Genomic DNA, 23719 nt, shown 5'->3' with positions numbered 1-23719 from the left:
CAACTAAATCCTTGTTTCGCCCAAGCTATCCCTTTCCCTTTGCAATGAAAAAGTATATCGCTTTACTGGCGTTTTCGGTTACGCTGATTGCTGCTGCTCCCGTGCAGCAGGACCCCAAAGCTGGTAAGATTCTCGACCAGATGAGTGCCAAATACCAGGCAATGAAAGCGTTTAAAGCCACTTTCACCCAAACCCTCGAAAACGACGCGGCTAAGGTGAAGGAGAACATGACCGGTGACATAACGGTAAGTGGCCAAAAGTTTCGGCTGAAGTTGAGTGGTCAGGAAATCATCAACAACGGCCAGACGATGTGGACCTATATGAAGGACGAAAACGAGGTGAATATCTCTGACTACGAGCCTGAAGAAGGCGAGATATCACCGGCTCAGATTTATACCTTGTATAAAAAGGGCTATAAGTACTCTTATGTACAGGAAGCCAAAGAAGCCGGTGAGGCCGTTGATATCATTGAGCTAGCCCCAGAGGATAAGAACAATCAGGTTTTTAAAGTGCGTTTGTCCGTGAGTAAGGCGGATAAATCGTTGAAAAGCTGGAAGATGTTCAAAAAGAACGGCAGCCGTACAACCGTAACTATCCGCAAATTCCAGCCGAATCCGCCGGTAGATGCCACTACCTTCAACTTTGATAAGGCGAAGTACAAGGGCGTAAAGGTGATTGACCTGCGTTAATCCACGGCTCAAGAATTTCGGCCCGCTTTCACTTTTGGTGGAGGCGGGCCGTTTTTTTGGTGGCTAATCTGAAAGAAGTGCTTGGTTTTTGTATACCGCCTTCAAGCAAATTTTAGTTAATCAGGGCGTTATCCGGTCCTGCCCGGCTACTACTTATATTAGATCACCTTATTACTTATGAAAGAAGAGCTACTTCACTACGTCTGGCAGCACCAGTATTTCGATAAAGCAGATTTGCTAACAGATCAGGGGGAAAAGCTTATTGTATTGCGTCCTGGTCAACACAATACTGATGCCGGTCCCGACTTCCTGAATGCTCGTCTTCAGATTGGAGAGGTTGAATGGAATGGAGCCGTTGAAATCCATTTGCGAGCTTCCGACTGGCAGCGTCACCAGCACCAGACGGACCCAAAGTATGACCAAGTGGTATTGCACGTGGTGTATGCGGCCGATCAACCCGTGCAGCGTACCAATGGCTCTGTCATTCCTTCGCTGACTCTAGCACCTCGCCTAACGCCGGCTCTTTTAACTACTTATGCCACTCTGGGGGCAATTTAGATACAGTATCAGTGCCCTGTGCGCCATTTTTGCCATTGGTACCGAGCATTACCCGCACCATGATGCTCGGGAGGGCATTGCTGGAAAGAGTAGAGCAAAAGGCTGATTTGATAGAAATCCAGAACAAGCACTTGGGCGGCGATTGGGAGGCTACAGCATACCATGCACTGGCGGCAGCATTTGGGTTTAAGAAAAATAGTGAACCCTTAGCGCGGTTGGCCAAGGCATTGCCGCTGAGTATTCTACGCCGTCACCGCCATGATTCCCTCCAGATGGAAGCGTTGCTTTTCGGTCAGGCCGGACTCTTGCCCACCGCCTCAGATTTGCCCCCCAGTGATGCTTACCTAGCCGACCTGCGTCGGGAGTATGAGTTTCTGCGCCATAAATATGATTTGGCTGCTCTGGCTCTGCCGGCTCATGCCTGGAATTTTCTGCGTCTGCGGCCCGCTAACTTTCCCACTGTACGTATCGCTCAGCTCGCGGCTTTGCTTCATGCCCGTCCGGCCCTGTTTGATGCGCTACTTACGGCGATTAGCGTGGGGGCTTTGGAGCAGTTTTTTCGGGTGGCGGTATCACCCTATTGGCAAACGCACTACCGGCCGGGCAGCCCCGGTAAAGTAGCTGCACTAGGGCAAAGTAGCATTCATCTACTGATAATCAACGTGGTGGTGCCCCTGCGTGTAGCCTATGCTCGCCATGTGGGCCAGCCCGAGTTGGTGGAGCAAGCCGTAGGTTTATTAGAACAGCTGCCCGCTGAGCGCAATCATCTTACGGCGCCTTACGAAAAACTTCATTTTGAGCACCGCACTGCCGCCGATTCGCAAGGCCTGCTAGCTATGCACCATGGTTACTGCCAACCACGCCGCTGCCTGCAATGCGCAGTAGGCAGCCGGATTTTACAGCATAATTTGCCCCCCAGGTGAAGATCGTAGTTGCCATCGGGCTGAATATTCTATTAGTGGTAGCGCTAGCCTACTGGCTGCGGCGGCAAGCCCGCGTTTCTGCGTTGCGCAAGGTGCTGCTGCCTGCATTGGGGCTCAGGCTCCTGGCGGGTACCGCTGCGTGCCTGGCACTCACCGGTGACGCCGATTACTTTCAGTTCTGGGGGAGACTACTCAACGCCCAACTATGGGATAATCCTGGTGCCTGGCTGCATACACTGCTGGGTGAAGAATTCCATGGCTATGGGGAAAAGCTTATTTTTCACGGCTTTTCAAATACCTTCTTTATCATCAAGATTCTGTCGGTATTGAATCTGGGGTCACTGGGGAATCCGTTTGTGAATGGAGCTTATTTAAGCCTGTTTAGTTTCGTGGGCAGCTGGCAGTTGGTGCGGGCGGTAGAAAAGTATTTGCCTCAAGTACCATTAGCAGCGGCGGCAATAGCATGGCTGGCATGGCCGTCAGTGGTGTATTGGTCGGCTGGCATCACAAAAGAGAGCCTGCTAATAGGGAGTGGGGCTTGGCTCACCGCATTGGTTGTAGGTTGGCTGTATGGTGGTCAACCCATTCGACTAGCAGGGATTGTTGGGGCTCTGCTGCTAGCTTGGTTGCACTTCAAAATGCGCTTTTTCTTTGCCGGTCTGCTTTTGGGCGGATTAAGCAGTCTTATTGTAGTGCATCTGCTGCAACAGCTTTTTGGCCGCGCCCGGCATTGGCTGGTGCAGTTGGCCGTTATCGTGGTAGTGCTGGTGGGAGGTATGCGGGTGGCGGCTGAAATATTCCCCGTTCTTCGCGTTAATAAGTTTACTAATCAGCTCAGCAACAACTATTACCAATTGCTAAGAGCCTCCCAAACACGCCCTCATATTGAGTACGCCGACTTAAAGCCTACGTTGGAAAGCATGCTTAGCTATGCACCGAAAGCCATAATAAGTACCATTACTCGCCCCTGGCTTGGGGAGGATAAACAGCTTTTATATATAGTAGCTGGTCTCGAAAACCTGGCTTTGCTGTTACTAATTAGCGTCACTCTGGTGGCATTGGCTCGCCGGGTCCCCGGTTATCTACCGTTCGCGCTGGTCGTAGTTTTGGTACTATACTGCCTCGCTTTAGCTGCTTTACTTGGACTGAGCACCCCTAACCTGGGTACTTTAAACCGCTATCGGGCGGTATTGCTGCCGTATCTGGTGTTTCTGCTGCTCCAGAATGAGTACGTGGCCCGCTGGCTTCCTCGCTTTAGGGCTGAGTAGGTATTGGTTTTCGATAGCAATACTTGCTGACTATTGCCCAATACTTGGCCCCGCTCGCAGCAGGATGTATCTTTGCAGTTTAGAAAAAATCGCCCCTGGGGGGCATTTTCGCTTCGCATGGAAAATCCAGTAATCATTTTGGGCGCACAAAGCCTGGGTGCAACGGCACTAGATGCCTTTCAAAGCAACGATGTAGTCGTGTATTGTCTGCTCGACGACGATGCTAAGCTGCAGAATACCGAGCTAAACAACGTGCCCGTGATGGGCAACACCGACGACCGCGAATTGCTCAAGCTATTGGGCAAAAAGTGCGAAGTGTTCGTGGCCACCGAGGATACGGCCAGTCGCCGCAGCCTCACCAATATGCTCCGCGACGAGTATGAGGTGGTGCCGGTGAATGCCATTCATGCCCGCGCTAGCGTTTCGGAACAGGCGTGGCTGGGTCATGGCAACCTCGTTGGGGCTGGAGCCGTCGTATCCAGCAATAGCAAAATGGGCAATAGCTGCCTGATCGGGGCCAATGCCGTAATTGACGTGCAGGTAGAACTAGCCGACTTTGTGCAGGTCGGCGCTGGAGCCATCGTTAATGCAGGTGCCGTGCTGGCTGAGCAGGCGTTTATCGGCCCGGGCGCTATAATCGTTGGGGGCGTCAAGATCGGCGCAAAAGCCCGCGTGGGTGCTGGCTCGGTTGTAGTAGCTGATGTAGCAGCCAACCAGACGGTATTCGGGAACCCCGCCGCGAAAGTTTAGGGACTGACTTTTGGGAAGGGTGAAACGTGACTTGTGTTTAGCCACGCGAAAAAAAGCCCCCCGGAACCCTTCGTGCCTAATTTAGCATTCACTCGTAGCACAAAACACCATTTCAGAGATGGATTATCGCGTTCTGCTTTACTACTGCTATTCACCGATTGAAAATCCGGAGGCGTTCCGCGAGGAGCATCATCGGCTGTGTCTGCGTTTGAAGCTGTTAGGTCGCATCATTGTGGCGGCTGAAGGTCTCAATGGTACGGTGTCGGGGCTGGCGGCTGATTGTGAGGAGTATATGCAGATTGTAAAAGCCGATCCGCGCTTCGCTGCCTTAGAGTTTAAGGTTGACGAAGCGCCTGCGCATACCTTTCAAAAGCTGCATGTTCGCGTGAAGCCTGAAATTGTGCACAGTAGCCTGCGTCATGTGCGGCCGCACTTGCGCACTGGGCAACATCTTTCACCGCAGGAGTTTAAGGAACTCAAAGACCGCGATGATGTGGTAGTGGTAGATGTGCGTTCCGACTACGAATACAACGTAGGTCGTTTCAAAAACGCCGTCACCTTGGATATGGAAAACTTCCGCGACTTCCCCGAGCGGGTAGAGCGGCTGAAGGAATTTAAGGACAAGAAAATTCTGACGTATTGCACTGGCGGCGTCAAATGCGAAAAAGCCAGCGCCTACTTACTGGAGCAGGGTTTTGAGAACGTGTACCAACTCCACGGTGGTATCATCAAGTACGGAATTGAAGAGGGCGGCGAAGATTTTGAGGGCAAATGCTATGTCTTCGACAACCGCGTGGCGGTAGATGTGAACAGCGTCAATCCCACCATTATCTCTTATTGCCACCATTGCCATGCGCCTTCCGACAGGCTGGTGAACTGTGCCAATCCGCACTGCAACGCCCATCTAGCTCTCTGCGAAAACTGTGGTCATGAACTAGAAGGAGCTTGCTCAACTACTTGCCAAGCCCACCCTGATAAACGGGCGTATGATGGCACTGGCACGTATCCGAAGCTGAGCAACAACTATCGTCCCGAACAAGGCCTGGTTTCCTACCGCGCTCCATCATATTAAGAGGCGCTAACAGGCATTTCACTTAACACAAACCAAAAACAGAAAAGGTCGCACCATATGGTGCGACCTTTTCTGTTTTTGGTTCTTTCGAAAAGCATCTAGGCTTATGGGAATATACCCAATGACTGATAGCTGACGCCTACTTTCTCAATGGCACTATAGAAGGCGGCAGTGCGCAGATCTTCAATGCCCTTAATCTGATGCATTACCTCCCTAATCTCATGATAAGCCACAATCATAGTGTCTTCTAGGCCCGAGCGCACGAGGCTGGTCTCATCGGCGCCCTGAATGATTAGCTCCCGTTCCTGAGCGCTGATGCTCTTGCCGGTGGTCTGCTCGATAGTGGTTACAAGACGGCGGAGAGACGCTTCTTCCGCCCGTTTGCCCATGCGACCAAAGCGCACATTTGAGAGATTCTTTAGCCACTCGAAGTACGAAACCGTAACGCCCCCCGCGTTGAGATAAAGGTCGGGGAGGATAACAACGCCGCGTTCGAGCAGAATCTTCTCGGCATCCTTGGTAGTAGGGCCATTGGCGCCTTCCGCAATTATCTTGGCTTTAATGCGAGCGGCATTACCAGCGTGAATCTGGTTTTCCAGCGCGGCGGGCAAGAGTACATCACACTCATACTCCAGCAATTGACTAGCTTCCGCTACGTTTTGCGCGCCGGGATAATTAAGAATGGAGCCACTTTCGTTGCGGTGCTTAAACACGGCGGCTACATCGAGGCCATCGGCGTTAAAAATGCCCCCCTCGCGCTCTGCAATCCCCGTTATGATGGCGCCCTCCAGCTCGCAGAAGTGCGCCGCGTGGTAGCCTACATTGCCCAGACCTTGTACGATAATTCGTTTGCCGGCCATACCGCTCGTCATCCCGAGTTTTTTCAGGAGTTCGTTGTCGGCTAGCAGCTCGCGCAAGCCGAAGAATACGCCCAGACCAGTAGCTTCAGTCCGGCCGCGGATACCACCTTGGCCCACGGGCTTGCCTGTTACGCAGCCCAGCGCGTTGGTGTCGCCAAATTTGAACGCTAGATACGTGTCGGCAATCCAGGCCATTTCGCGGCTGCCTGTACCGTAATCGGGGGCAGGCACGTCCATGCCCGGACCAATGAGATTTTTCTTGATCAACTCGCTTGCATAGCGGCGAGTCACGCGCTCCAGTGTCTCTACGGAACTGGTGCGGGGGTTGATTTTGACGCCACCTTTTGCCCCGCCAAACGGAACATCGACGAGGGCGCATTTGAAGGTCATGAGCGTAGCCAGGGCCATTACTTCCTCTTCATCTACATACACGCTGTAGCGAATACCACCTTTGCTGGGTAGCTTGTGGTGGCTGTGCTGTACCCGTATTCCCTCAAAAACCTGCACATGCCCATCAACTTCTACCGGGAAATTAACCTTGTAAATGCTGTTGCAAGCCTTGATCTGAGAAAGAATGCCAGGATCAAGTTTTGAAAACTGCGCGGCCTGATCATAGAACTGCAGCACACTATTATAAAAGTCTTTTCCCTGAATCTGGGTGTTGCTCATGGGATGGGGTGTTGGTGAATGTATCTTAATTCCAACGAGTGAAGTTCGAAATCAGTTGTATCTCAATTGGAAGAGCAGGGGCCCGCAAACTATGCCTGAGCCGCTGCGTAACAGGTTATGACTAATTTGCCGCCTTCGCGCCACTTTCTAATCCCACTTCCTATGCCTATTCTCGACTCCGAGCTCATCCTGAACCGCGACGGCAGCGTGTATCACCTTAACCTGCTGCCTGATCATATTTCCGAAACCATTATCACCGTTGGCGACCCGGATCGGGTGGCACTGGTGAGCCAGCACTTCGACTCCATCGAGACGCAGGTAAACAAGCGCGAGTTCGTGACCCATGTAGGCTACTACAAGGGCAAGCGCATCGCGGTTGTTTCTACTGGCATTGGCACCGATAACATTGATATCGTGCTGAATGAGCTGGATGCACTCGTGAATATTGACTTCGTAACCCGCGAGCCGCGGCCCTTGGAAGAGCGCATTACGCTGCGCATCATTCGGGTGGGTACCAGCGGCGCTTTGCAGCCTGATATTCCCTTGGGCGCCCACCTCGTAACGGAGCACGGCGTGGGCCTCGATGCCCTGATGCAGTTTTATCCGCTGGTAGAAACCGGCTTGGAAGTAGAAGTAGGCACTGGCATCCAAAAGGCTTTGCAGCTCGATTATCGCCCGTACTGCGTGCGGGGCCACGACCTTATTCGGGAGCAGATTGGGGCCGGAATGCTGACTGGCAACACGCTCACTTGCCCTGGCTTCTACGGCCCGCAGGGCCGCGTACTCCGCCTCGATTTACGGCAGCCCGACCTGATTAAGCAGTTTCAGAACTTCCGGTACGAAAGCGCTGAAGGCGAATTTCGCCTGACAAACTTCGAGATGGAAACCGCTGGTTACTATGCACTTGGTCGCATGCTGGGCCACGAGATTGTATCGTTGAATGCCATTGTGGCGAACCGGGCTACTGGCGAATTTGCCACCAACGCCGAGCAAACCATGAACGACTTAATTGCTAAAACATTGGACCGCGTGTAAGGCTACTTTGTTAAAGCAAAAAAGCCCCCCAGGTGTCTTCTGGGGGCTTTTTTCTTATTGAAAATCGAATCGGATGATGGAGCGCAGCGGGAGGGTAATGCCGGCTTTTAAGGTTACGTATTCCTCGTGAACGGCCCAAATGGTGGTTTGCACGCGTCTGGTGATGCCTTCGTGAGTTTGAAAATAGATCGTCACTTTACCCTGATACGAGTTGCCAAGCTTTGAGGCGCGTTCGGCATCGTGGCGACGTTGGAGTTGTTGTGCTGGGTCGCTTAATACATCATCGTGCGGAAATGCCAGGCCGGGAATAGCCTCTTTCTCAATTGTTTCGACGTCGGGAAAGTCAGAGTTCATAAAGCAGTAGGGTTGGTTGCGACAGGGAATGGCTGGCTTAGGAGCAAGTAATAAGCTGTAGAAACGGGCTTCACAATGTTCTCTTGAAGGGCTATTATGCTCTTACTACTACGGGAGCGACGTTAAAAAAGCCATCGTATCCACGCCATCGGCGTAGTCGCTTACGCTGGGGCATTGGGCTTGCCCGAAGGCAAAGCTGCCTGGAAAAAGCCCCCCAGCCGATACTAAGCACTGCGTTTGGTTGGCTACCTGCGCTAGTTGCTGCTGAAGGTCGGCCTCGTCGTGGTAGGTGCCGTAATGCACCACCGAAATCGGCGACACGAGCTGGGCGCTTTCCGTGAACAGCACGAAGCCATTGTCGAAGTGCGGCACGCGGTTTACGAGCAGAATACTCTTGTTGTAATCGTAGTTGTTCTGGTAGCGGTTCTGCTCCAGCACGCGCTCCCAGGGCTGTAAATTATCCAGCAGCTTATCGAAGCGGTAGTCTTTCGGTACCAACAGTTTCGACACATTGCGGCAGCCTAGGCCGTAGTACTGAAAAATGTCGGCACCCAAGGCGGCTAGCTCCTCCGGAGTTTCCTGGCCCGTCAGGATGCCCAGGCTGGTGCGGTTGCGGCGGATGAGGTTGGGCTTGTTGCGGAAATAATATTCGAAGTAGCGGCCCGTGTTATCGGAGCCGGTAGCAATGAAGGCATCGGCGGCATTCAGGCGCTCCACGAAGGTGATGCGCTCCGCCATGCGTGGCTCAATCCGCGTCAGCTCACCCACAATCCAGTGCATCAGATACCGGTCATCGGAACTGGGTTTAGCCAACAGATTGTGGCCGCTGAGCACCACGCACAGCAAATCGTGGAAGCCTACCAGCGGGATATTGCCCGCCATCACCACGCCTACGGCGCGGGGCGTAGCAGCCTCCGCTGGGTAACGACTAGCCCAGGTGCGCAGGCTGTGTTCTTCCAGCAAGCGCGCAATCCCATCCAGAGCTGCGGCTACGTTGGGGGCATCAAACCACGAATTATTGTTGCGGGCCCGACGATATAAGTCATCTCTGTCGTCTTCGGTGAGGTGGCGCAGGCGCTGGCCGAGGTTAATAAATGCGGCCAGGCGTTCGAAATGATTCATTGTGCAAGTATTCTAATGAGAGAAGTGGCGGGGTAGTACTCCGAATGGCTAAAGGGCTTCGCAGTACTACTAGCGTTGTTGATGTCTGCTCGCAATGGGCGTTCAACCAGAGCAGGAGTAAAAGAGATTTTTTAGTTATTCGTCCCTCAAAGCTGAACATTCAAAATTAAAACAAGGTTAGTTTCTACTTTTGCGTACCCAGATCAACTTTTGGGGGGCATCTTTGCGTAAGCGTATATGTTCAATTACTAGTACCCAACTCAAGACGACTGCGGCTATGGCCATAATGATAACCGACGAGTGCATCAACTGCGGTGCCTGCGAACCTGAATGCCCCAACAATGCGATTTATGAAGGTGGTGCTCAGTGGCGTTGGGCCGATGGCACTTCTTTGAAACAAGTAGAAGTTGACGGTGGCGCTGTCGTATCCGCCACGGCTCCCCAAACCCCAGTTTCCGACGAATATTATTACATCGTGTCCGATAAGTGTACGGAATGCGTGGGTTTCCATGAAGAGCCTCAGTGCGCCGCCGTATGCCCCGTAGACTGCTGCGTAGACGACCCCGATTTGCGCGAAACGCAGGAAGAACTGCTTAAGAAGAAAGAGTGGCTCCACCTCACTGCCTAACAGCCGGCAGCTTGCAAGCATTCTCTGCTTTCCAAAAGTAGCTATAAAAAGCCCCCCAGATAGTTTCTGGGGGGCTTTTTTGGTATGCGTATACTTCTGAAAAGCAATGCTTAAGCGCCGCAGTTAAAATACTTGTCGTAAGCTGACTCTGGAATCAGATTCAGCTGACTAAGCACTTTGATCGGCCAGCGCAGCCGCCGAATGAGCGAATAGTTGTTTGGGTAGTCGCGGAAAGTTTTGGGTGGCGTGGCCACAATTTGATCGAACTCCGCACGAGTCAGGCCAAGACGCTTGATGCAGAGGTCAATTACGCGCGGGTCTTCGATGGAATTGATGTGAGCGGTGCGTTCCAATGCTTCTTCCCGCGACATCTGACCTGAGCGCACCAGCGCTGAATAGTTGAACAGCCGCCGATCAATGTTGAATTTGGTCCGGTTGAGGTAGTAGATAACGCTTTGGTAGAGGTCGTCGAAGTAATGCGCGCCCGGATTTACCCAGTCCAGTTCACGGGCAATCAACTCGTCTACATCAGCCCGCACATAGTCGATGTGGTAAAGCAAGGTTACCGTCTTAATGCGCCGCACGAAGGCGTAGTAAAACATCTCCTTCAAATCCAGATTGAAACCTGGGTCAGCGGGCGACCAAGGCCGCAGCGGCACCGTGCCGAAACGCTTGTGCACAGCTTTCAGGTAGCGGCCATCCAAATAATTCCAGGATAATGGGCAGATGCCTTCGGTGCGGAAGCTCTGGCCAATCACGATGCGCTGAATCCCTTCTTTGGCCGCTACTCCATACAAAGCGGTAGCAATACCGAGGTCAGTACCTTCCTCCATATCCGGAGTGGAGGCTTTGAGAAAGGCAATTTTGAGGTCTTTGGATTCGCGCCAGTCGGAGGTGATGGTGCGCAGCTCTACGCCCAGCTTGCGGCAAGCTTTCACCATGTTTTCGCCCGCTACGGGGTTACCGAAGCCGTCGTTGAAGTGCACTGCCAGCGGGCGCAGCTTCAGCTTGGTAACGCAATACCAGAGCGTAAACGAACTGTCTCGGCCGCCGCTTACGCCCAGTACGCAGTCGTATTTCTTGCCCCGGCCCACGCGCTTAATATCGTCGGCGAGCTTTTGCACTTGCTGGCGACCGGCTTCACCGAGCGGAAAAGCTTTATCTAACTTGTCATGCAGAGCACAGAAGCTGCATTCGCCGCGGGTATCAAACTGAATACCAGGCACGGTGCTATCCATAATACACCGGGTGCAGCGCTGGGCGGGTGCTTTCGGCTGATAAGCGGACGCCACGGCAGCAGTAGGCTCTGTTGCCCTGACTGGTGAGCTAGTAGAAGAAGGAATAGGAGCGGACAAGCGGCAAAGGAAAAGTGAAAGACTAGGAAATTTGAAGCTTTGCTTAGTAAGGTTTATAACGTGAATAAATGGATAGGCGTTATTTTAAAGCAACTTATCAAACTGATAGCCTTTGCGTTGGAGCATTTCGCCAATGGCCGTTCCCTGCTCCGGACGAATCGGACGGGGCAAATCGGCCACCACTAAGTCACCCGCAAACTCGTTAAAAGTACCTTGGGCCCGCACACCGCTCGCATCGACTGCCAGAGAACAGCCTACGCTTTTCTTGCCCTCATACGGGCCGCCCACAATATAGCCCACCGACGTGGTGCCGACCACCACCACATTATATAGGCGCGCCAGAATGGAGAATGGATTCACCCATTTTTCGCGGTACGGATCATCCTCTTCCGTCAGCGAATAATCGACGGTCCAGGAAGAAGGAGAGATGATGAACTCAGCGCCCATACGAGCTAGCGTGTGACCAATGGACAAACCATCGAGGTAGTTGTCGGCGCAGATATTAACTCCGATTTTCCCCAAAGGCGTGTCCACTACATTCAGGGTCTGACCCACTGCGTAAAACGGCAACTCAACGCCTAATAGGTTTATCTTGTGATATTTAACGATAATTTCGCCTTCCGGATTTATCAGAATTGCGGCGTTGTAGTTCCGACCATTTAACCGTTCCGTAAGGCCCGCGCACACGTAGATCTTGTGCTTGCTTGCCTGCTCGCAAAGCAGGTCGCTGAACGGTCCTGGAATAGGTTGCGCCTCTGTGAGGGCGCTTGGGTGCGTCCAAGCAAAGTCGAGCGTTTCGGGTAGCAGAATTAACTCGCAGCCTTGCTGCGCTGCTTCACCGATCATGCGAGCGGCCCGCTCCAAGTTGCGCAGTGGTTCGCCGCCCTCTACCAGTAGCTGGCCCATCCCGATCCGTACGGAGGTAGTGGGGGGCAAATTAACCGGTCCAGAAGTGCTGGGAGTAGCTTTTGGTGCTTTTCGAAAAGAGAACAAAGCGGCCATGCCGACAGAAAAACGGTGAACAGAACAGTAAAAATAAAGCAAAAAACGAACCTGACTCCTCTCTGTAGATCGGTCAATCCCTTTTCGGACTCAAAGGTAGGACCAGAAGCTAAGAATTGACGTCCCGGTTTCAGTTTAGCCAATCTGATGTTCTGGGGGGCATTTGCCCAGTTGAAATGCCTACTTTTGTCTTTGTTTAGAACTGAATTTGCCCCCCGCGCCCATGTCTATCGCCAAAACCTATACTCCCGCCGACGTAGAAGCCAAATGGTACACGCGTTGGCAGGAGCAGGGCTTTTTTAAAGCCAAGCCCAACCCGCGCAAGCCTGCCTACTCCGTGGTGATTCCGCCGCCCAACGTGACGGGCGTGCTACACATGGGCCATATGCTCAATAATACCATTCAAGATGTGTTGGTGCGCCGGGCCCGCATGCAGGGCAAGGAAGCCTGCTGGGTGCCCGGCACCGACCACGCGTCTATTGCTACCGAAGCTAAGGTAGTGGCCCTACTGAAGGAAAAAGGCATCGACAAGCGCGACCTCACCCGTGAAGAGTTTCTGGCTCACGCTTGGGAATGGAAGGAAAAATACGGCGGCATTATCCTGGAGCAACTCAAGAAGCTCGGCGCTTCCTGCGATTGGGACCGCACCCGCTTCACCATGGAGCCCGAACTGACCGACGCTGTACTGCGCGTCTTCGTGGACCTATACCAAAAGGGCCAGATCTACCGTGGGATACGCATGGTAAACTGGGATCCGCAGAGCCGCACGGCTATTTCCGATGAGGAAGTTATTGCCAAGGATACCCAGGCCAAAATGTATTATCTGCGCTACCCAGTGGTAGGGCAGGAGGGCCAGTTCTTGACCGTAGCTACCTCGCGCCCCGAGACGATTATGGCCGATGTAGCCGTGGCCGTAAACCCCAATGATGAGCGCTACAAGCACCTACACAGCCAGCAGGTAAGCATTCCGCTGCTGGGTCGTGAGGTGCCCATTATTCTGGATGAGTACGTAGCCATCGATTTCGGAACGGGCGCGCTGAAAGTGACGCCGGCCCACGATCTGAACGACTACGAGTTGGGCGTGAAGCACAATCTGCCCGTTATTGATATTCTCAACGACGACGGCTCGCTGAATGAAAAAGCTGTGCTCTACGTGGGGCAGGATCGTTTTGCTGCCCGCAAGCAGATAGCCAAAGATTTGCAGGCTGCCGGCCTGCTCGATAAGATTGAGGACTACGCTAGCGTGCTGCAAACTTCTGAGCGCACCGGGGCAGTGATTGAGCCGCGCCTGAGCATGCAGTGGTTCTGCAAAATGGACCAGATGGCTGCCAAAGCGCTGGCCGTAGTGGAGAACGACGAAATCAAACTGCACCCGCCCAAGTTTAAGAACATGTACCGGGTGTGGATGGAGAACGTGCGTGACTGGTGCATCTCGCGGCAGCTATGGTGGGGGCAGCGCATCCCGGCATACTACCTCCCCGATGGCTCTTTTGTAGTTGCTCTTTCGGAGAACGAGGCACTTGAAGCAGCACGTGAAAAGACCGGGAACCTTGATTTGCAAATCAGTGACTTACGGCAGGAAGAAGACGTGCTCGATACGTGGTTTTCTTCCTGGTTGTGGCCCATTTCAGTGTTCGATGGATTCAAGGATCCCGACAATCCCGACATCAACTATTTCTATCCTACCGATGACCTCGTAACTGCCCCCGAGATTCTGTTCTTCTGGGTAGCTCGCATGATCATGGCCGGTTTGGAGTACCGCAAAGAGGTGCCATTCCGCAACGTATACCTGACGGGCATCGTGCGCGACGACCAGGGCCGTAAGATGAGCAAGCAGCTCGGCAACTCGCCTGACCCGCTGGACCTTATTGCGCAGTACGGCGCCGATGGCGTGCGCACTGGTATGCTGTTTTCGTCGCCGGCTGGTAATGATTTGCTGTTCGATATTCGCCTCGTGGAACAAGGCCGCAACTTCACCAACAAGCTCTGGAATGCCTTCCGCCTAACGCAGGGCTGGGAGGTAAATCAGGAGCTGCCGTTCGTGAATGAAAAGGCTGTAGAATGGTTCGGGGCGAAGCTGCAAAGTGCGCAGACAGAGCTGGACGAGCATTTTGCCAAGTTCCGCATGTCAGACGCACTCATGACCGTGTACAAGCTTGTGTGGGATGACTTCTGCTCGGTATACCTGGAAATGATTAAGCCGGCTTATCAGGCGCCCATCGACCCGGAGACGCTACGCCAGACCACGGCTTACCTCGAAACTCTGCTCAAGCTTATGCATCCGTTCATGCCCTTCATTACGGAGGAGATATGGCACGAACTGGCTGAGCGCGGTGAGAAAGAGTACGTCTGCGTAGCGGCCTGGCCCAAGCCGCAGCCGTTGGCAAACGCTGCCGATATCCTGAGCCGCATGGACAAAGCACTGGAAATAGTAGCCGGCGTTCGGAATGTGCGCAATCAGAAAGGCATCGGCCCAAACAAGCCACTGACGCTGGCAGCGAAAACCGAGGAAGCCGTTTTGCTGCGCGACTACGACGGGGTAATTAGGAAGCTGGCCGCGCTCAGCGACATCAGCTTCGTGGAGGCTGCTCCGGCCGGGGCTGTCAGCTTCGTGCTGGGTACGGGTGAGTTCTTCATTCCCTTGGAAGGCCACATTGACCTGGGCGCCGAGCGCGAGCGACTGACGAGGGAAATTGAGTACGCCCGTGGCTTTCTAGAGTCGGTAATGAAGAAGCTAAGCAACGAGAAATTCGTGCAGAATGCCAAGCCTGACGTATTGGAGCGGGAGCGACAGAAGCAGGCCGACGCCGAGGGAAAAATTACGGCGTTGGAGCAGAGCCTAGCCGCACTGTAGATTTATTCCTTTCAAAAAAGCCCCCAGCCGCATACTGGGGGGCTTTTTTGCGCATGCCTGTTTCTGTTTGGAAATAGCTTGCGCTGTAAGCTAGGCTAATTCATTTCAGTATCTTTAGCTTGTTCTACACTCCAACTCAGCCTAACCCTCTATGAATCATTCCTTACTCTGGCTGGCTGGTGCCTTCGCCCTGACGCTCGGCGTAGCGCAGGCCCAGACCCAGCCTACAACCTACACCATGACCACTCCGCCTCTCGCGCCCAGCAAGCCCAAGCAGCTCACCTCGCCCTTTGGCACGCGCACTGATAACTATTACTGGCTGAATGAGCGCGAAAACCCCGAGGTAATCAGCTACCTCAACGCTGAGAATGCTTACTTCGACAAGCAGATGGCGCCCGCCAAAGAGCTGGAAGACAAGCTGTTTAACGAAATAAAAGGTCGTATCAAAGAGCAGGACGAATCGGTGCCTTACCGCGACAACGGCTACTATTATTATACCCGCTACGAGGCGGGCAGCGAGTACCCCATCTACTGCCGCAAGAAGGGCGATATGAAGGCGCCGGAGGAAATTCTGCTCAACGCCAACGAGTTGGGGAAGGATAAAACGTACTTCCAAATTGGCGGCTACGAGGTTAGCGACAACAACCTGGTGATGGCCTACGGCGCCGATACAGTGAGCCGCCGCTTGTACACATTGCGCTTTAAGGACCTGAAAACAGGCAAGCTGTACCCCGAGAAAATCGTGAATACGAGCGGTAATGCCGTGTGGGCCGCCGACAACAAGACACTTTTCTACGCCAAAAAAGACCCCACCACGTTGCTGCCTTATCAGGTGTACCGGCACACGCTGGGCACTGACCCCAAGCAGGACGTGCTGGTGTACGAGGAGAAGGATAATACCTTTAACCTAGGCGTAGGTCGTACCAAGTCGAAGAAGTACATCTTCATCGGCATGGGCAGCACCATGTCCTCCGAGTTGCGCTACATCGACGCCAGCAACCCCACGGCTGCTCCCAAAGTATTCTTGGCCCGCGAAAAGGACCATCTCTACGACGTAGAGCACCTGGGGGACAAATTTTACATTCGCTCGAATGCCGGTGCTCCCAACTATCGTCTGCTCGAAACACCCGTCAGCAATACAGCTAAAACGGCTTGGAAAGAGATTATTCCGCACCGCAAGGACGTGTTTCTGGAGAACATGGAGCTGTTCAAGAACTTCCTCGTGCTGGGTGAGCGCAAGGAAGGCTTGTTAGGCTTGCGCGTGCGTCCCTGGAAAGGCGAGGAGCACTACCTCAATTTCGGGGAGCCTACGTACTCGGCTAGTATCAGTGTGAACCCCGAGTTTGATACGCCAGTACTGCGCTATTCGTACACCTCGCTTACCACGCCCAATTCCACGTACGACTACAACATGGTCACGAAGCAGAAAACGCTGCTCAAGGAGCAAGCCGTGCTGGGGGGCTTTAATAAGGAAGATTACGTGACGGAGCGCATGTACGCCACGGCCAAAGACGGCACGAAGATTCCGATTTCGATTGTGTACAAGAAGGGCTTCAAGAAAGACGGCAATGCGCCGGTGCTCCAATACGCCTATGGTTCCTACGGGATTATTTCCAACGCGACCTTCAGTGCCGCGCGCCTGAGCCTGCTTAACCGCGGCTTTGCCTACGCGCTGTGCCACATTCGCGGTGGACAGGAAATGGGCCGACAGTGGTACGAGGATGGCAAATTGCTCAAGAAAAAGAACACCTTTACCGACTTCATCGACTGCTCGGAGTTCCTAATTCAGCAGAAGTTTACCTCGCCAGCTAAGCTGTTTGCTCAAGGCGGCAGCGCCGGTGGCCTGCTGATGGGTGCCGTAGTGAACATGCGTCCTGATCTGTACAAAGGCGTATTGGCCGGCGTACCGTTCGTGGATGTGGTAACTACCATGCTGGATGAAAGCATTCCGCTCACCACTGGCGAGTATGACGAGTGGGGCAATCCTAACAAGAAAGAGTACTACGACTACATGCTCTCGTACTCGCCCTACGACAACGTGAAAAAGCAGCCGTACCCTAACATGCTCGTTACCACTGGTCTGCACGACTCGCAGGTACAGTATTTTGAGCCTGCCAAATGGGTTGCGAAGCTGCGCACCATGAAAACCGATAACAACTTATTGCTGCTGCACACCGATATGGCAGCGGGCCACGGCGGTGCATCTGGCCGCTTTAAGTCCATTCGCGACGTAGCCCGGCAGCAAGCGTTTATGCTGATGCTTTTGGGAATTAAGTCGTAGGACTATCCAGCCGAAAAAAGCCCCCAGAAAATATCTGGGGGCTTTTTTTATGGCTGCGCCAGCGGTGGGTTTACTTCGCTTCAGCCGCGCGTTGCTGGGCCGTAAGCTGATTTTGCAGTTGAAACGTCACCTTCTCGCAGTCGGCATATCGTTGTTCTGCTTGGCGCAACGCCTCTTGAGTTGAGGATAACTGGAAGTACAAAAAGATGATTAGCCCTAATGAAATGACGAGGGCAATCAGTGAAAAAATATTCTTCATAAGCAATTGATTTAGAAAAAGAAAAGCCCGTCTACCAGACGGGCTTATTCAAGTGCAGCCGCGCCGCTATTTACGATGTTGAGCGCAGATTTAGATAACCGTATTTGGATCAAATTGCTCCAGATAGTCGGCCACTTTACGCACGAACATACCGCCTAGCGAGCCATCAACCACACGGTGGTCGTAGGAGTGGGAAAGGAACATGAAGTGACGGATACCGATCAAATCACCTTGGGGCGTTTCAATAACAGCCGGCTTCTTTTTGATAGCACCCAGCGCCATGATGGCTACCTGCGGCTGCATGATAATGGGCGTGCCCATCACGTTACCGAAAGATCCTACGTTGGATACAGTATAGGTACCGCCTTCCAAGTCGCCAGGAGTTAGCTTGTTGATGCGGGCCCGGTTAGCCAGGTCATTCACCTTTTTGCTCAACCCATTCAGGTTCAACTGATCGGCATTATGAATAACCGGCACAATCAGATTGCCGGAAGGCAGCGCCACCGCTAGGCCAATGTTGATGTCACGCTTCTTGATGATGTAGTCGCCATCCACCGATACGTTGATATTGGGGAAGTCCTGAATGGCGCGGGCAATGGCTTGGATGAGGATAGGCGTGAAGGTGAGGTTTTCGCCCTCGCGCTTCTTGTAGGCGTCTTTGTGCTTGTTGCGCCAGTTTACCAGATCAGTCACGTCCGCTTCCACAAAGGAGGTAACGTGGGGGGCAATTCGCTTGCTGTCTACCATGCGCTGAGCAATCATCTTGCGCATGCGGTCCATTTCGATCAACTCCTGGTTGCCGCTCACCGATGGGGCCGGCTTGCTGGCCGGCGCGCTGCTGGCTGGCTTTGCCGCTTCGGCTGGCGCCACCTGAGCCGTGGCCGTAGGTGGCGACTGCACCGACTGCGTGGCGGGCGCTGAGGCGGCCTGGGGAGCAGTTTGCGCGGGCGCAGGAGCCGCTGTGCCAGACGTCTGGCTTAACGACTTCTTGCCGCCTTCCACGTAGTCCAGAATATCCTTTTTCGTGACGCGGTTTTCCTTGCCGGTACCAGGCAAATATTCCAGATCAGCCATCGAAATGCCTTCCTGCCGGGCAATGCTCAATACCAGGGGCGAATAAAAGCGACCTTGTTGGGGCTGGGCCGATGATTGACTAGCCTGCGCGTCCTGCAGCTGAGGTACGTGTGGCACATCGGCCGCCGTATCCTGCCCATTTGGAGTATCTACGGTCGAAACTGCCTGTGGAGCAGCAGGAGCTGCGGCTGGCGCCGTAGCGCTGGCACTATTCACGTCGGTTTCAACAATTGCAATGGGAGCCCCCACCGCTACTACTTCGCCTTCCTGTACTAGAATTTCTTGCAAAACGCCGGCATGAATGGCCGGTACCTCGGTATCTACTTTATCGGTAGCCACCTCCAGTACTGATTCGTCCTGCTCAATTGCGTCGCCTACTTGTTTGAGCCATTTCAGGACGGTGCCTTCCATAATGCTTTCGCCCATTTTGGGCATCACCATTTCCACTCGTGCCATGCGGTTATTGGGGGTTGGGGTTATTGGGTGTTGAAGGTCAGAAAACTTGCTTGGTCGGCGCCATAGTATGCGGGGTGGACGCCAGCTAAGCTGCATCAAAGGTAGGTGTTTTAGTGAGTAGCGGAAGCGTGGCAGGCTTCGGGTAGAGAGAAGGCAGGAGTAACCTGAAACAGCAATGCCCTTTTACCAAAAATCTAAGCCCTTCCTTTCCGCCGCTTACGTTACTTCGGCAAGCTCAGCCGCAGCAGGTTCAAGATGATTGTAGTTGTGTACTCAATGTTGAGCTGGCGCCCCCGGTCGAAAGTGAACTGCTTGCTGATGGTCTGGTGGGCATCGGCGTAGGCAATGCAGACGGTACCGACGGGCTTTTCGGGGGTGCCGCCACCCGGGCCGGCAATACCGCTGGTTGCCAGCGCCACGTCTACGCCCAAGTGCTTGCGCGCCCCTTCGGCCATCTCACGCACGGTAGCTTCGCTTGCTGCTCCATGTGTAGCTAAGGTTTCAGTGCTAACGCCCAGCTGTTTGATTTTGATATCGTTATGATAAGCTAGAATGCCCCCCAGAAAATAGCGAGAGCTGCCCGCCACACTGGTCAGCTTGTGGGCCAGATAGCCGCCCGTACAACTCTCGGCTGTGCCAATAGTGAGGTTGCGCTCTACTAATAACTGGCCGACGGCCGCCTCCAGCGACACTTCCCCAACGGCAAAGATATACTCTCCAATTAATTCCTGAAGCAAGGGTAAGTTCGCTTCCAGTCGGCCGCGCAGGTCGGGTATTCCATCGTCGGTGGCGGTAAGGCGGAGGCGTACGGCCCCTAAGTGAGGCAAATAAGCTAGCTTAAAATTGGGAGGCAAACTGTCTTCCCAATCCGAGATTTTCTCCGCCAGAAACGACTCGCCAATGCCTACCGTCTGAATAACCAGGTGCTCAATAGGTGCCGTGTGAAAATGCTCTTTCAGCTTTGGCAATACGATGTCCGTCATCATACGCTTCATCTCAAACGGCACACCCGGCATCGACACAAACACCACGCCCCGGTCTTCGAACCACATACCCGGCGCCGTACCCACCGCATTGCGAACGGGCGTGCAGGCGGCGGGCAGGTAAGCCTGCTGCCGGTTCACTTCCAGCATCGGTCGGTTAAAACGAGCAAAAATGCCCTCCACATCGCGCAGGGAAGGCTCATGCAGCACCAACTCGGTGCGAAAATATTCCGTGAGAATATGCTTGGTCAAATCGTCCTTCGTCGGACCGAGGCCACCGGTAATTAGCACCACATCGGCCCGTTCGCGGGCGGCGTCCAGGGCTAGTACTATTTCAGCCGCTCGGTCGGAGACACTCGTTATCTGTCGCACTCGTATACCAAGCTTACCCAACTCCTGACCCATAAACGCGGAGTTAGTATCTACAACTTGGCCATACAGTAGCTCGTCGCCGATGGTAATGATTTCTGCATTAGGTACCTGCCGCATAAAGGGGAATAAGGAAGGAAAAAATAGGATGGTTTGGTCCGGTTTGTGCCTTAGCCAGTACGCCCGGCCCGTTGGGTCGTTACACTTTAGTTGCCCCGAGTTATGAAAAAGATTCGCTATTCACTCGTAATAACTGCGCTGCTTGGTCTGCATGTGGCCGCCTCAGCGCAGGTTTTTCGCCTACCTAAGCTGGGGGGCATTTTGACGACTCCTACCACTAAGACTCCAACCCAGGGTTCCACGGGCAGTATCACGCAGGATGAAGCCGCCCGTGGCCTGAAAGAAGCCCTTACGCAAGGTATAAGCAAGGGCGCCGACCAAGCTTCTCAGCAAGACGGCTTCTACCTCAACAAGCTTATTCGCATTCCGTTTCCACCAGATGCCCAGCGCGTAGCTAATACGCTGCGTAGCATCGGCTTAGGGTCGCAGGTCGATAAGTTCGAACTGTCGTTGAACCGCGGCGCTGAGGACGCGGCTAAAAGTGCGAAGCCAATATTTCTGGCCGCCATCAAAAGCCTGACCTTTAAAGATGTGTGGGGGATTTTGACTGGTGAGAAAGACGCCGCTACCAATTACCTGCGCCGTACAACTACCTCGCAACTCACCACCGCCTTCAAGCCGATTATCCAGCAATCGCTTGACAAGGTCAATGCCACCCGCTACTACACCGACCTGACGACGCGCTACAACCGAATTCCACTGGTCCAGCCCGTTAATACTGATCTGAACCAGTATGCCACGGAGAAAGCCATTGGGGGGCTTTTTACCCTCATTGCGCAGGAGGAAGCCAATATCCGGGAGAACCCGATGGCTCGTGGAAGTGAACTGCTAAAGAGGGTCTTTGGTAAGAAGTCATAGCAGGCAACCGCTAACAAAAAAGCCCCCCAATGTCTACTTGGGGGCTTTTTTGTTAGCGGTTAGGCTAATAGTCATCATCGTCGCTAATGCGGCCGCTGCGACCGGAGCGGCTGCTCCCGAGGTCATCGTCGTCATCAGCAATATCAAAATCGTCATCGTCATCTAAGGAAGCAAAGCCGCTGCTATCCGGGTCCTCGGCGGCTTCGGCGGCGGTGTACTCTTCCTCCGTCATGCTGGCCAGGTCCAGCGCCTCGTCGTGCGAGGAGCCTGTATCGCGCCACATCAGATAGTCGGCGTACTTGGCGCTGAGGCGGTCTTCAGTGCTGCCGATACCAGCGCGGCCGCCACTTTTGGCGAAGTTATCTAGCTCGTCATCATCGAGCGAATCGTCGTCGAGGTCGTCGTATTGTCTCATGGCCGTGTGAGGGCAGGTGATGGGTGAAAGAAGAATACTTTAATCAACTCTATTACCAGGGGGCAGTTGCGAAGATACGGTTCGAATGGTTTTTGCGTTGGAAATAAAGTCGTTTTTTAACGAATCGATTGTGAGTGTTCAGCTTTAAATCTGCACAATAGAGCTTGATTTACTACGCCACGAGCAGCCCAAATAGATGAGCTTCAGGAATAACAGAAAATTGTGACCCTCCTACAATTTGGCGAAAATTCAATTAGGAAGCACACCTATCCCAAACATTCATTTTACGAAACTGGGGGGCTTTTTCCAAGCTACCGAGCGGCTGTCGCCCCAAAGCTGGTTACGTCCAGCTGTTCCTGACAGAAGTCATACTCCTCTGCCACGTTGGAGCTCACCAATACTAGGCGGCCAGCTACCGTAGCGTGCACGTGCTCCTGATACCAAGCCACGCCGGCTCGGTCTAGGTTGGTGGTGGGCTCGTCGAGAAGCAGGAGAGGGGCAGCGCTGTACAACGCCAATCCTAGCTTGAGACGCTGCTTCATGCCCGACGAAAAATCCCGTATGAGCTTATGACGAGACTTTTCCAGATAGAGTAGCTCGATCAGGCCTCGCGTACTAAGGCCTGGCCGAAGAGGCTTAAAGCGGGTATGAAAGGAGAGAAGCTCGCTTAGTGTCAGCTCCTCAATAAGCTCCAGATAGGGCGCGCAATAAGCCAGTTGGGCCGGGATGTCCTCTACCGGTATCGGTTTGCCTTGTAGACTGTAGGTAAGCGTGCCATCAGTGGGCAACAGCTGCCCGGAAAGCGTGTTCAAAAGGGTGCTTTTGCCCGCGCCATTCGGTCCCAGAATAGCCGTGGCAGTGCCGGGACGGAAAGTGTGAGTCAGGTGTCGGAATATCCAGTCGCGATTAAAGCGCTTTCCCAGCCCGGTAGCCTGAATCTGCATAAACTACTAGTAGTCGGAGCTGCCGTTACTGCTGCGCGAATAGCCTTTTATCACGCCCCGCCAGAGTTTCGCACGAAGTTTACAACCTCATCCCGCTCCGGCGAGGGCAGCAATTCCAACTCAACCTTATCGAGGGCATCGGCATTATTAAGCTTGCTTAAAAACAGCAGGCGGTAGATCTGCTGAATCTCGCTGATCTTAATGTCGGAGTAGCCACGGCGGCGCAAACCAATTGAGTTGATACCGCTGTAAGTCAGAGGCTCGCGGCCTGCTTTTACAAATGGCGGTACATCTTTTCGTACCAGCGAGCCACCCGAAATCATGGTGTGCGGTCCTACTTTCACAAACTGGTGCACCGCTGACATGCCTCCCACAATAGCGTAGTCGCCAATCTCTACATGGCCGGCCAACTGTACAGAATTGGCTAACACGCAGTTATCACCAACTATACAGTCGTGGGCTACGTGTACATAAGCCATCAGCAGGCAATTGGCCCCCACCACGGTTCGCATCCGATCAATGGTACCCCGATTTACGGTCACGCACTCCCGAATTACGGTGTTGTCGCCGATATGAGCCGTTGTTTTTTCGCCCGCGAACTTCAAATCCTGGGGCATGGCGGCAATAACAGCACCCGGAAAAATCTTGCAGTTCTTCCCAATCCGGGCTCCCTGCATGATTGTCACATTGGGCCCAATCCACGTGCCCTCGCCGATTTCTACGTCTTTATCAATAGTAGTAAAAGGCTCTACCACTACATTTTGCGCAATTTTAGCCTCCGGATGAATATAGGCGAGGGGCTGGTTCATTCTGTATTGTTA

The 23719-nt window shown here is 53.5% G+C and carries 21 protein-coding genes and 1 pseudogene; 11 read left to right on the top strand and 11 right to left on the bottom strand.

Annotated features, from left to right (window positions below; all coding sequences use genetic code 11):
• The first annotated feature begins 44 nt into the window (after positions 1 to 44).
• The 6 genes from EPD59_RS12750 to trhO all read left to right on the top strand — a co-directional run bounded on the left by EPD59_RS12750 (position 45) and on the right by trhO (position 5260).
• On the top strand, positions 45 to 689 hold the full coding sequence (locus EPD59_RS12750) for a LolA family protein (RefSeq protein WP_133273117.1): 645 nt from the start codon (positions 45 to 47) through the stop codon (positions 687 to 689).
• Positions 690 to 866: 177 nt separating this feature from the next.
• Positions 867 to 1247 carry a DUF2851 family protein gene (locus tag EPD59_RS23275; RefSeq protein WP_133273116.1) on the top strand — a complete coding sequence of 127 codons (381 nt, stop codon included), beginning with the start codon at positions 867 to 869 and terminating at the stop codon, positions 1245 to 1247.
• 29 nt (positions 1248 to 1276) lie between these two features.
• On the top strand, positions 1277 to 2170 hold the full coding sequence (locus EPD59_RS12740) for a DUF2851 family protein (protein ID WP_165963581.1): 894 nt from the start codon (positions 1277 to 1279) through the stop codon (positions 2168 to 2170).
• Positions 2167 to 3438: a hypothetical protein gene (locus tag EPD59_RS12735; RefSeq protein ID WP_133273114.1), complete on the top strand. Its 1272-nt coding sequence runs from the start codon at positions 2167 to 2169 to the stop codon at positions 3436 to 3438. Before EPD59_RS12740 ends, EPD59_RS12735 begins: the two co-directional genes overlap by 4 nt.
• Positions 3439 to 3555: 117 nt before the next feature.
• Positions 3556 to 4188: a NeuD/PglB/VioB family sugar acetyltransferase gene (locus tag EPD59_RS12730; RefSeq protein WP_133273113.1), complete on the top strand. Its 633-nt coding sequence runs from the start codon at positions 3556 to 3558 to the stop codon at positions 4186 to 4188.
• Positions 4189 to 4306: 118 nt separating this feature from the next.
• Complete coding sequence (trhO, locus tag EPD59_RS12725) at positions 4307 to 5260, top strand: oxygen-dependent tRNA uridine(34) hydroxylase TrhO (protein WP_133273112.1); 954 nt, start codon at positions 4307 to 4309, stop codon at positions 5258 to 5260.
• 104 nt (positions 5261 to 5364) lie between these two features.
• On the opposite strand, the gene EPD59_RS12720 is transcribed toward trhO, so the two are convergent.
• Positions 5365 to 6789 (bottom strand): Glu/Leu/Phe/Val family dehydrogenase, encoded by a 1425-nt coding sequence (locus EPD59_RS12720; RefSeq protein ID WP_133273111.1) that lies wholly within the window; start codon positions 6787 to 6789, stop codon positions 5365 to 5367.
• A 162-nt stretch (positions 6790 to 6951) separates the two neighbouring features.
• On the opposite strand from EPD59_RS12720, the gene EPD59_RS12715 reads away from it, so the two are divergent.
• Positions 6952 to 7824 (top strand): nucleoside phosphorylase, encoded by an 873-nt coding sequence (locus EPD59_RS12715; RefSeq protein WP_133273110.1) that lies wholly within the window; start codon positions 6952 to 6954, stop codon positions 7822 to 7824.
• 54 nt (positions 7825 to 7878) lie between these two features.
• Here the strand turns inward: EPD59_RS12715 and EPD59_RS12710 are convergent, their stop codons facing one another.
• Both EPD59_RS12710 and EPD59_RS12705 read right to left on the bottom strand, forming a co-directional pair.
• A complete protein-coding gene (locus EPD59_RS12710; RefSeq protein ID WP_133273109.1) occupies positions 7879 to 8178 on the bottom strand; it encodes a hypothetical protein in 300 nt (99 codons plus the stop codon).
• Between the two features lie 108 nt (positions 8179 to 8286).
• Complete coding sequence (locus EPD59_RS12705) at positions 8287 to 9300, bottom strand: acyl-CoA reductase (protein ID WP_133273108.1); 1014 nt, start codon at positions 9298 to 9300, stop codon at positions 8287 to 8289.
• Between the two features lie 277 nt (positions 9301 to 9577).
• On the opposite strand from EPD59_RS12705, the gene EPD59_RS12700 reads away from it, so the two are divergent.
• Complete coding sequence (locus tag EPD59_RS12700) at positions 9578 to 9928, top strand: 4Fe-4S dicluster domain-containing protein (RefSeq protein WP_133273107.1); 351 nt, start codon at positions 9578 to 9580, stop codon at positions 9926 to 9928.
• A 110-nt stretch (positions 9929 to 10038) separates the two neighbouring features.
• On the opposite strand, the gene EPD59_RS12695 is transcribed toward EPD59_RS12700, so the two are convergent.
• Together EPD59_RS12695 and EPD59_RS12690 are read right to left on the bottom strand one after the other, a co-directional pair.
• Positions 10039 to 11283, bottom strand: coding sequence for an N-acetyl sugar amidotransferase (locus tag EPD59_RS12695; protein ID WP_133273106.1), 1245 nt, complete (start codon positions 11281 to 11283; stop codon positions 10039 to 10041).
• A gap of 84 nt (positions 11284 to 11367) precedes the next feature.
• Positions 11368 to 12285 (bottom strand): carbon-nitrogen hydrolase family protein, encoded by a 918-nt coding sequence (locus EPD59_RS12690; RefSeq protein ID WP_133273105.1) that lies wholly within the window; start codon positions 12283 to 12285, stop codon positions 11368 to 11370.
• Between the two features lie 223 nt (positions 12286 to 12508).
• On the opposite strand from EPD59_RS12690, the gene EPD59_RS12685 reads away from it, so the two are divergent.
• A complete protein-coding gene (locus EPD59_RS12685) occupies positions 12509 to 15139 on the top strand; it encodes a valine--tRNA ligase (protein ID WP_133273104.1) in 2631 nt (876 codons plus the stop codon).
• A gap of 151 nt (positions 15140 to 15290) precedes the next feature.
• Complete coding sequence (locus EPD59_RS12680; protein ID WP_394347198.1) at positions 15291 to 17420, top strand: S9 family peptidase; 2130 nt, start codon at positions 15291 to 15293, stop codon at positions 17418 to 17420.
• Positions 17421 to 17490: 70 nt separating this feature from the next.
• Here the strand turns inward: EPD59_RS12680 and EPD59_RS12675 are convergent, their stop codons facing one another.
• The 3 genes from EPD59_RS12675 to EPD59_RS12665 all read right to left on the bottom strand — a co-directional run bounded on the left by EPD59_RS12675 (position 17491) and on the right by EPD59_RS12665 (position 20681).
• The gene (locus EPD59_RS12675) at positions 17491 to 17679 is read right to left on the bottom strand and encodes a hypothetical protein (RefSeq protein ID WP_133273103.1); all 189 of its coding nucleotides are present in this window, start codon (positions 17677 to 17679) and stop codon (positions 17491 to 17493) included.
• 90 nt (positions 17680 to 17769) lie between these two features.
• Entirely contained in the window at positions 17770 to 19209 is a 1440-nt protein-coding gene (locus tag EPD59_RS12670; RefSeq protein ID WP_133273102.1) for a dihydrolipoamide acetyltransferase family protein, read from the bottom strand.
• A 221-nt stretch (positions 19210 to 19430) separates the two neighbouring features.
• The gene (locus tag EPD59_RS12665; protein WP_133273101.1) at positions 19431 to 20681 is read right to left on the bottom strand and encodes a competence/damage-inducible protein A; all 1251 of its coding nucleotides are present in this window, start codon (positions 20679 to 20681) and stop codon (positions 19431 to 19433) included.
• A 102-nt stretch (positions 20682 to 20783) separates the two neighbouring features.
• Here EPD59_RS12665 and EPD59_RS12660 point away from each other — a divergent pair, with 102 nt between their 5' ends.
• Positions 20784 to 21539: a DUF4197 domain-containing protein gene (locus EPD59_RS12660; RefSeq protein ID WP_133273100.1), complete on the top strand. Its 756-nt coding sequence runs from the start codon at positions 20784 to 20786 to the stop codon at positions 21537 to 21539.
• A 64-nt stretch (positions 21540 to 21603) separates the two neighbouring features.
• Here the strand turns inward: EPD59_RS12660 and EPD59_RS12655 are convergent, their stop codons facing one another.
• From EPD59_RS12655 to lpxA, 3 genes and pseudogenes are all read right to left on the bottom strand, one after another.
• Complete coding sequence (locus EPD59_RS12655; RefSeq protein ID WP_133273099.1) at positions 21604 to 21954, bottom strand: hypothetical protein; 351 nt, start codon at positions 21952 to 21954, stop codon at positions 21604 to 21606.
• Between the two features lie 311 nt (positions 21955 to 22265).
• Positions 22266 to 22898 (bottom strand): ABC transporter ATP-binding protein, encoded by a 633-nt coding sequence (locus EPD59_RS12650; protein WP_133273098.1) that lies wholly within the window; start codon positions 22896 to 22898, stop codon positions 22266 to 22268.
• A gap of 6 nt (positions 22899 to 22904) precedes the next feature.
• Positions 22905 to 23707: pseudogene (lpxA, locus tag EPD59_RS12645) on the bottom strand (acyl-ACP--UDP-N-acetylglucosamine O-acyltransferase).
• Between the last annotated feature and the right edge of the window lie 12 nt (positions 23708 to 23719).

The organism is Hymenobacter radiodurans (assembly GCF_004355185.1).
GTDB lineage: Bacteria > Bacteroidota > Bacteroidia > Cytophagales > Hymenobacteraceae > Hymenobacter > Hymenobacter radiodurans.
Note: the sequence above shows the minus strand (reverse complement) of the source record. Positions and strands in the feature narration are given on the sequence as shown.

What these genes read in the sequence shown, in the direction of transcription:
- EPD59_RS12750 (WP_133273117.1), top strand. Translation starts at nt 45, where the DNA reads ATGAAAAAGTATATCGCTTTACTGGCGTTTTCGGTTACGCTGATTGCT.
- EPD59_RS23275 (WP_133273116.1), top strand. Translation starts at nt 867, where the DNA reads ATGAAAGAAGAGCTACTTCACTACGTCTGGCAGCACCAGTATTTCGAT.
- EPD59_RS12730 (WP_133273113.1), top strand. Translation starts at nt 3,556, where the DNA reads ATGGAAAATCCAGTAATCATTTTGGGCGCACAAAGCCTGGGTGCAACG.
- trhO (WP_133273112.1), top strand. Translation starts at nt 4,307, where the DNA reads ATGGATTATCGCGTTCTGCTTTACTACTGCTATTCACCGATTGAAAAT.
- EPD59_RS12720 (WP_133273111.1), bottom strand. Translation starts at nt 6,789, where the DNA reads ATGAGCAACACCCAGATTCAGGGAAAAGACTTTTATAATAGTGTGCTG.
- EPD59_RS12715 (WP_133273110.1), top strand. Translation starts at nt 6,952, where the DNA reads ATGCCTATTCTCGACTCCGAGCTCATCCTGAACCGCGACGGCAGCGTG.
- EPD59_RS12710 (WP_133273109.1), bottom strand. Translation starts at nt 8,178, where the DNA reads ATGAACTCTGACTTTCCCGACGTCGAAACAATTGAGAAAGAGGCTATT.
- EPD59_RS12705 (WP_133273108.1), bottom strand. Translation starts at nt 9,300, where the DNA reads ATGAATCATTTCGAACGCCTGGCCGCATTTATTAACCTCGGCCAGCGC.
- EPD59_RS12700 (WP_133273107.1), top strand. Translation starts at nt 9,578, where the DNA reads ATGGCCATAATGATAACCGACGAGTGCATCAACTGCGGTGCCTGCGAA.
- EPD59_RS12690 (WP_133273105.1), bottom strand. Translation starts at nt 12,285, where the DNA reads ATGGCCGCTTTGTTCTCTTTTCGAAAAGCACCAAAAGCTACTCCCAGC.
- EPD59_RS12685 (WP_133273104.1), top strand. Translation starts at nt 12,509, where the DNA reads ATGTCTATCGCCAAAACCTATACTCCCGCCGACGTAGAAGCCAAATGG.
- EPD59_RS12680 (WP_394347198.1), top strand. Translation starts at nt 15,291, where the DNA reads ATGAATCATTCCTTACTCTGGCTGGCTGGTGCCTTCGCCCTGACGCTC.
- EPD59_RS12675 (WP_133273103.1), bottom strand. Translation starts at nt 17,679, where the DNA reads ATGAAGAATATTTTTTCACTGATTGCCCTCGTCATTTCATTAGGGCTA.
- EPD59_RS12670 (WP_133273102.1), bottom strand. Translation starts at nt 19,209, where the DNA reads ATGGCACGAGTGGAAATGGTGATGCCCAAAATGGGCGAAAGCATTATG.
- EPD59_RS12665 (WP_133273101.1), bottom strand. Translation starts at nt 20,681, where the DNA reads ATGCGGCAGGTACCTAATGCAGAAATCATTACCATCGGCGACGAGCTA.
- EPD59_RS12660 (WP_133273100.1), top strand. Translation starts at nt 20,784, where the DNA reads ATGAAAAAGATTCGCTATTCACTCGTAATAACTGCGCTGCTTGGTCTG.
- EPD59_RS12655 (WP_133273099.1), bottom strand. Translation starts at nt 21,954, where the DNA reads ATGAGACAATACGACGACCTCGACGACGATTCGCTCGATGATGACGAG.
- EPD59_RS12650 (WP_133273098.1), bottom strand. Translation starts at nt 22,898, where the DNA reads ATGCAGATTCAGGCTACCGGGCTGGGAAAGCGCTTTAATCGCGACTGG.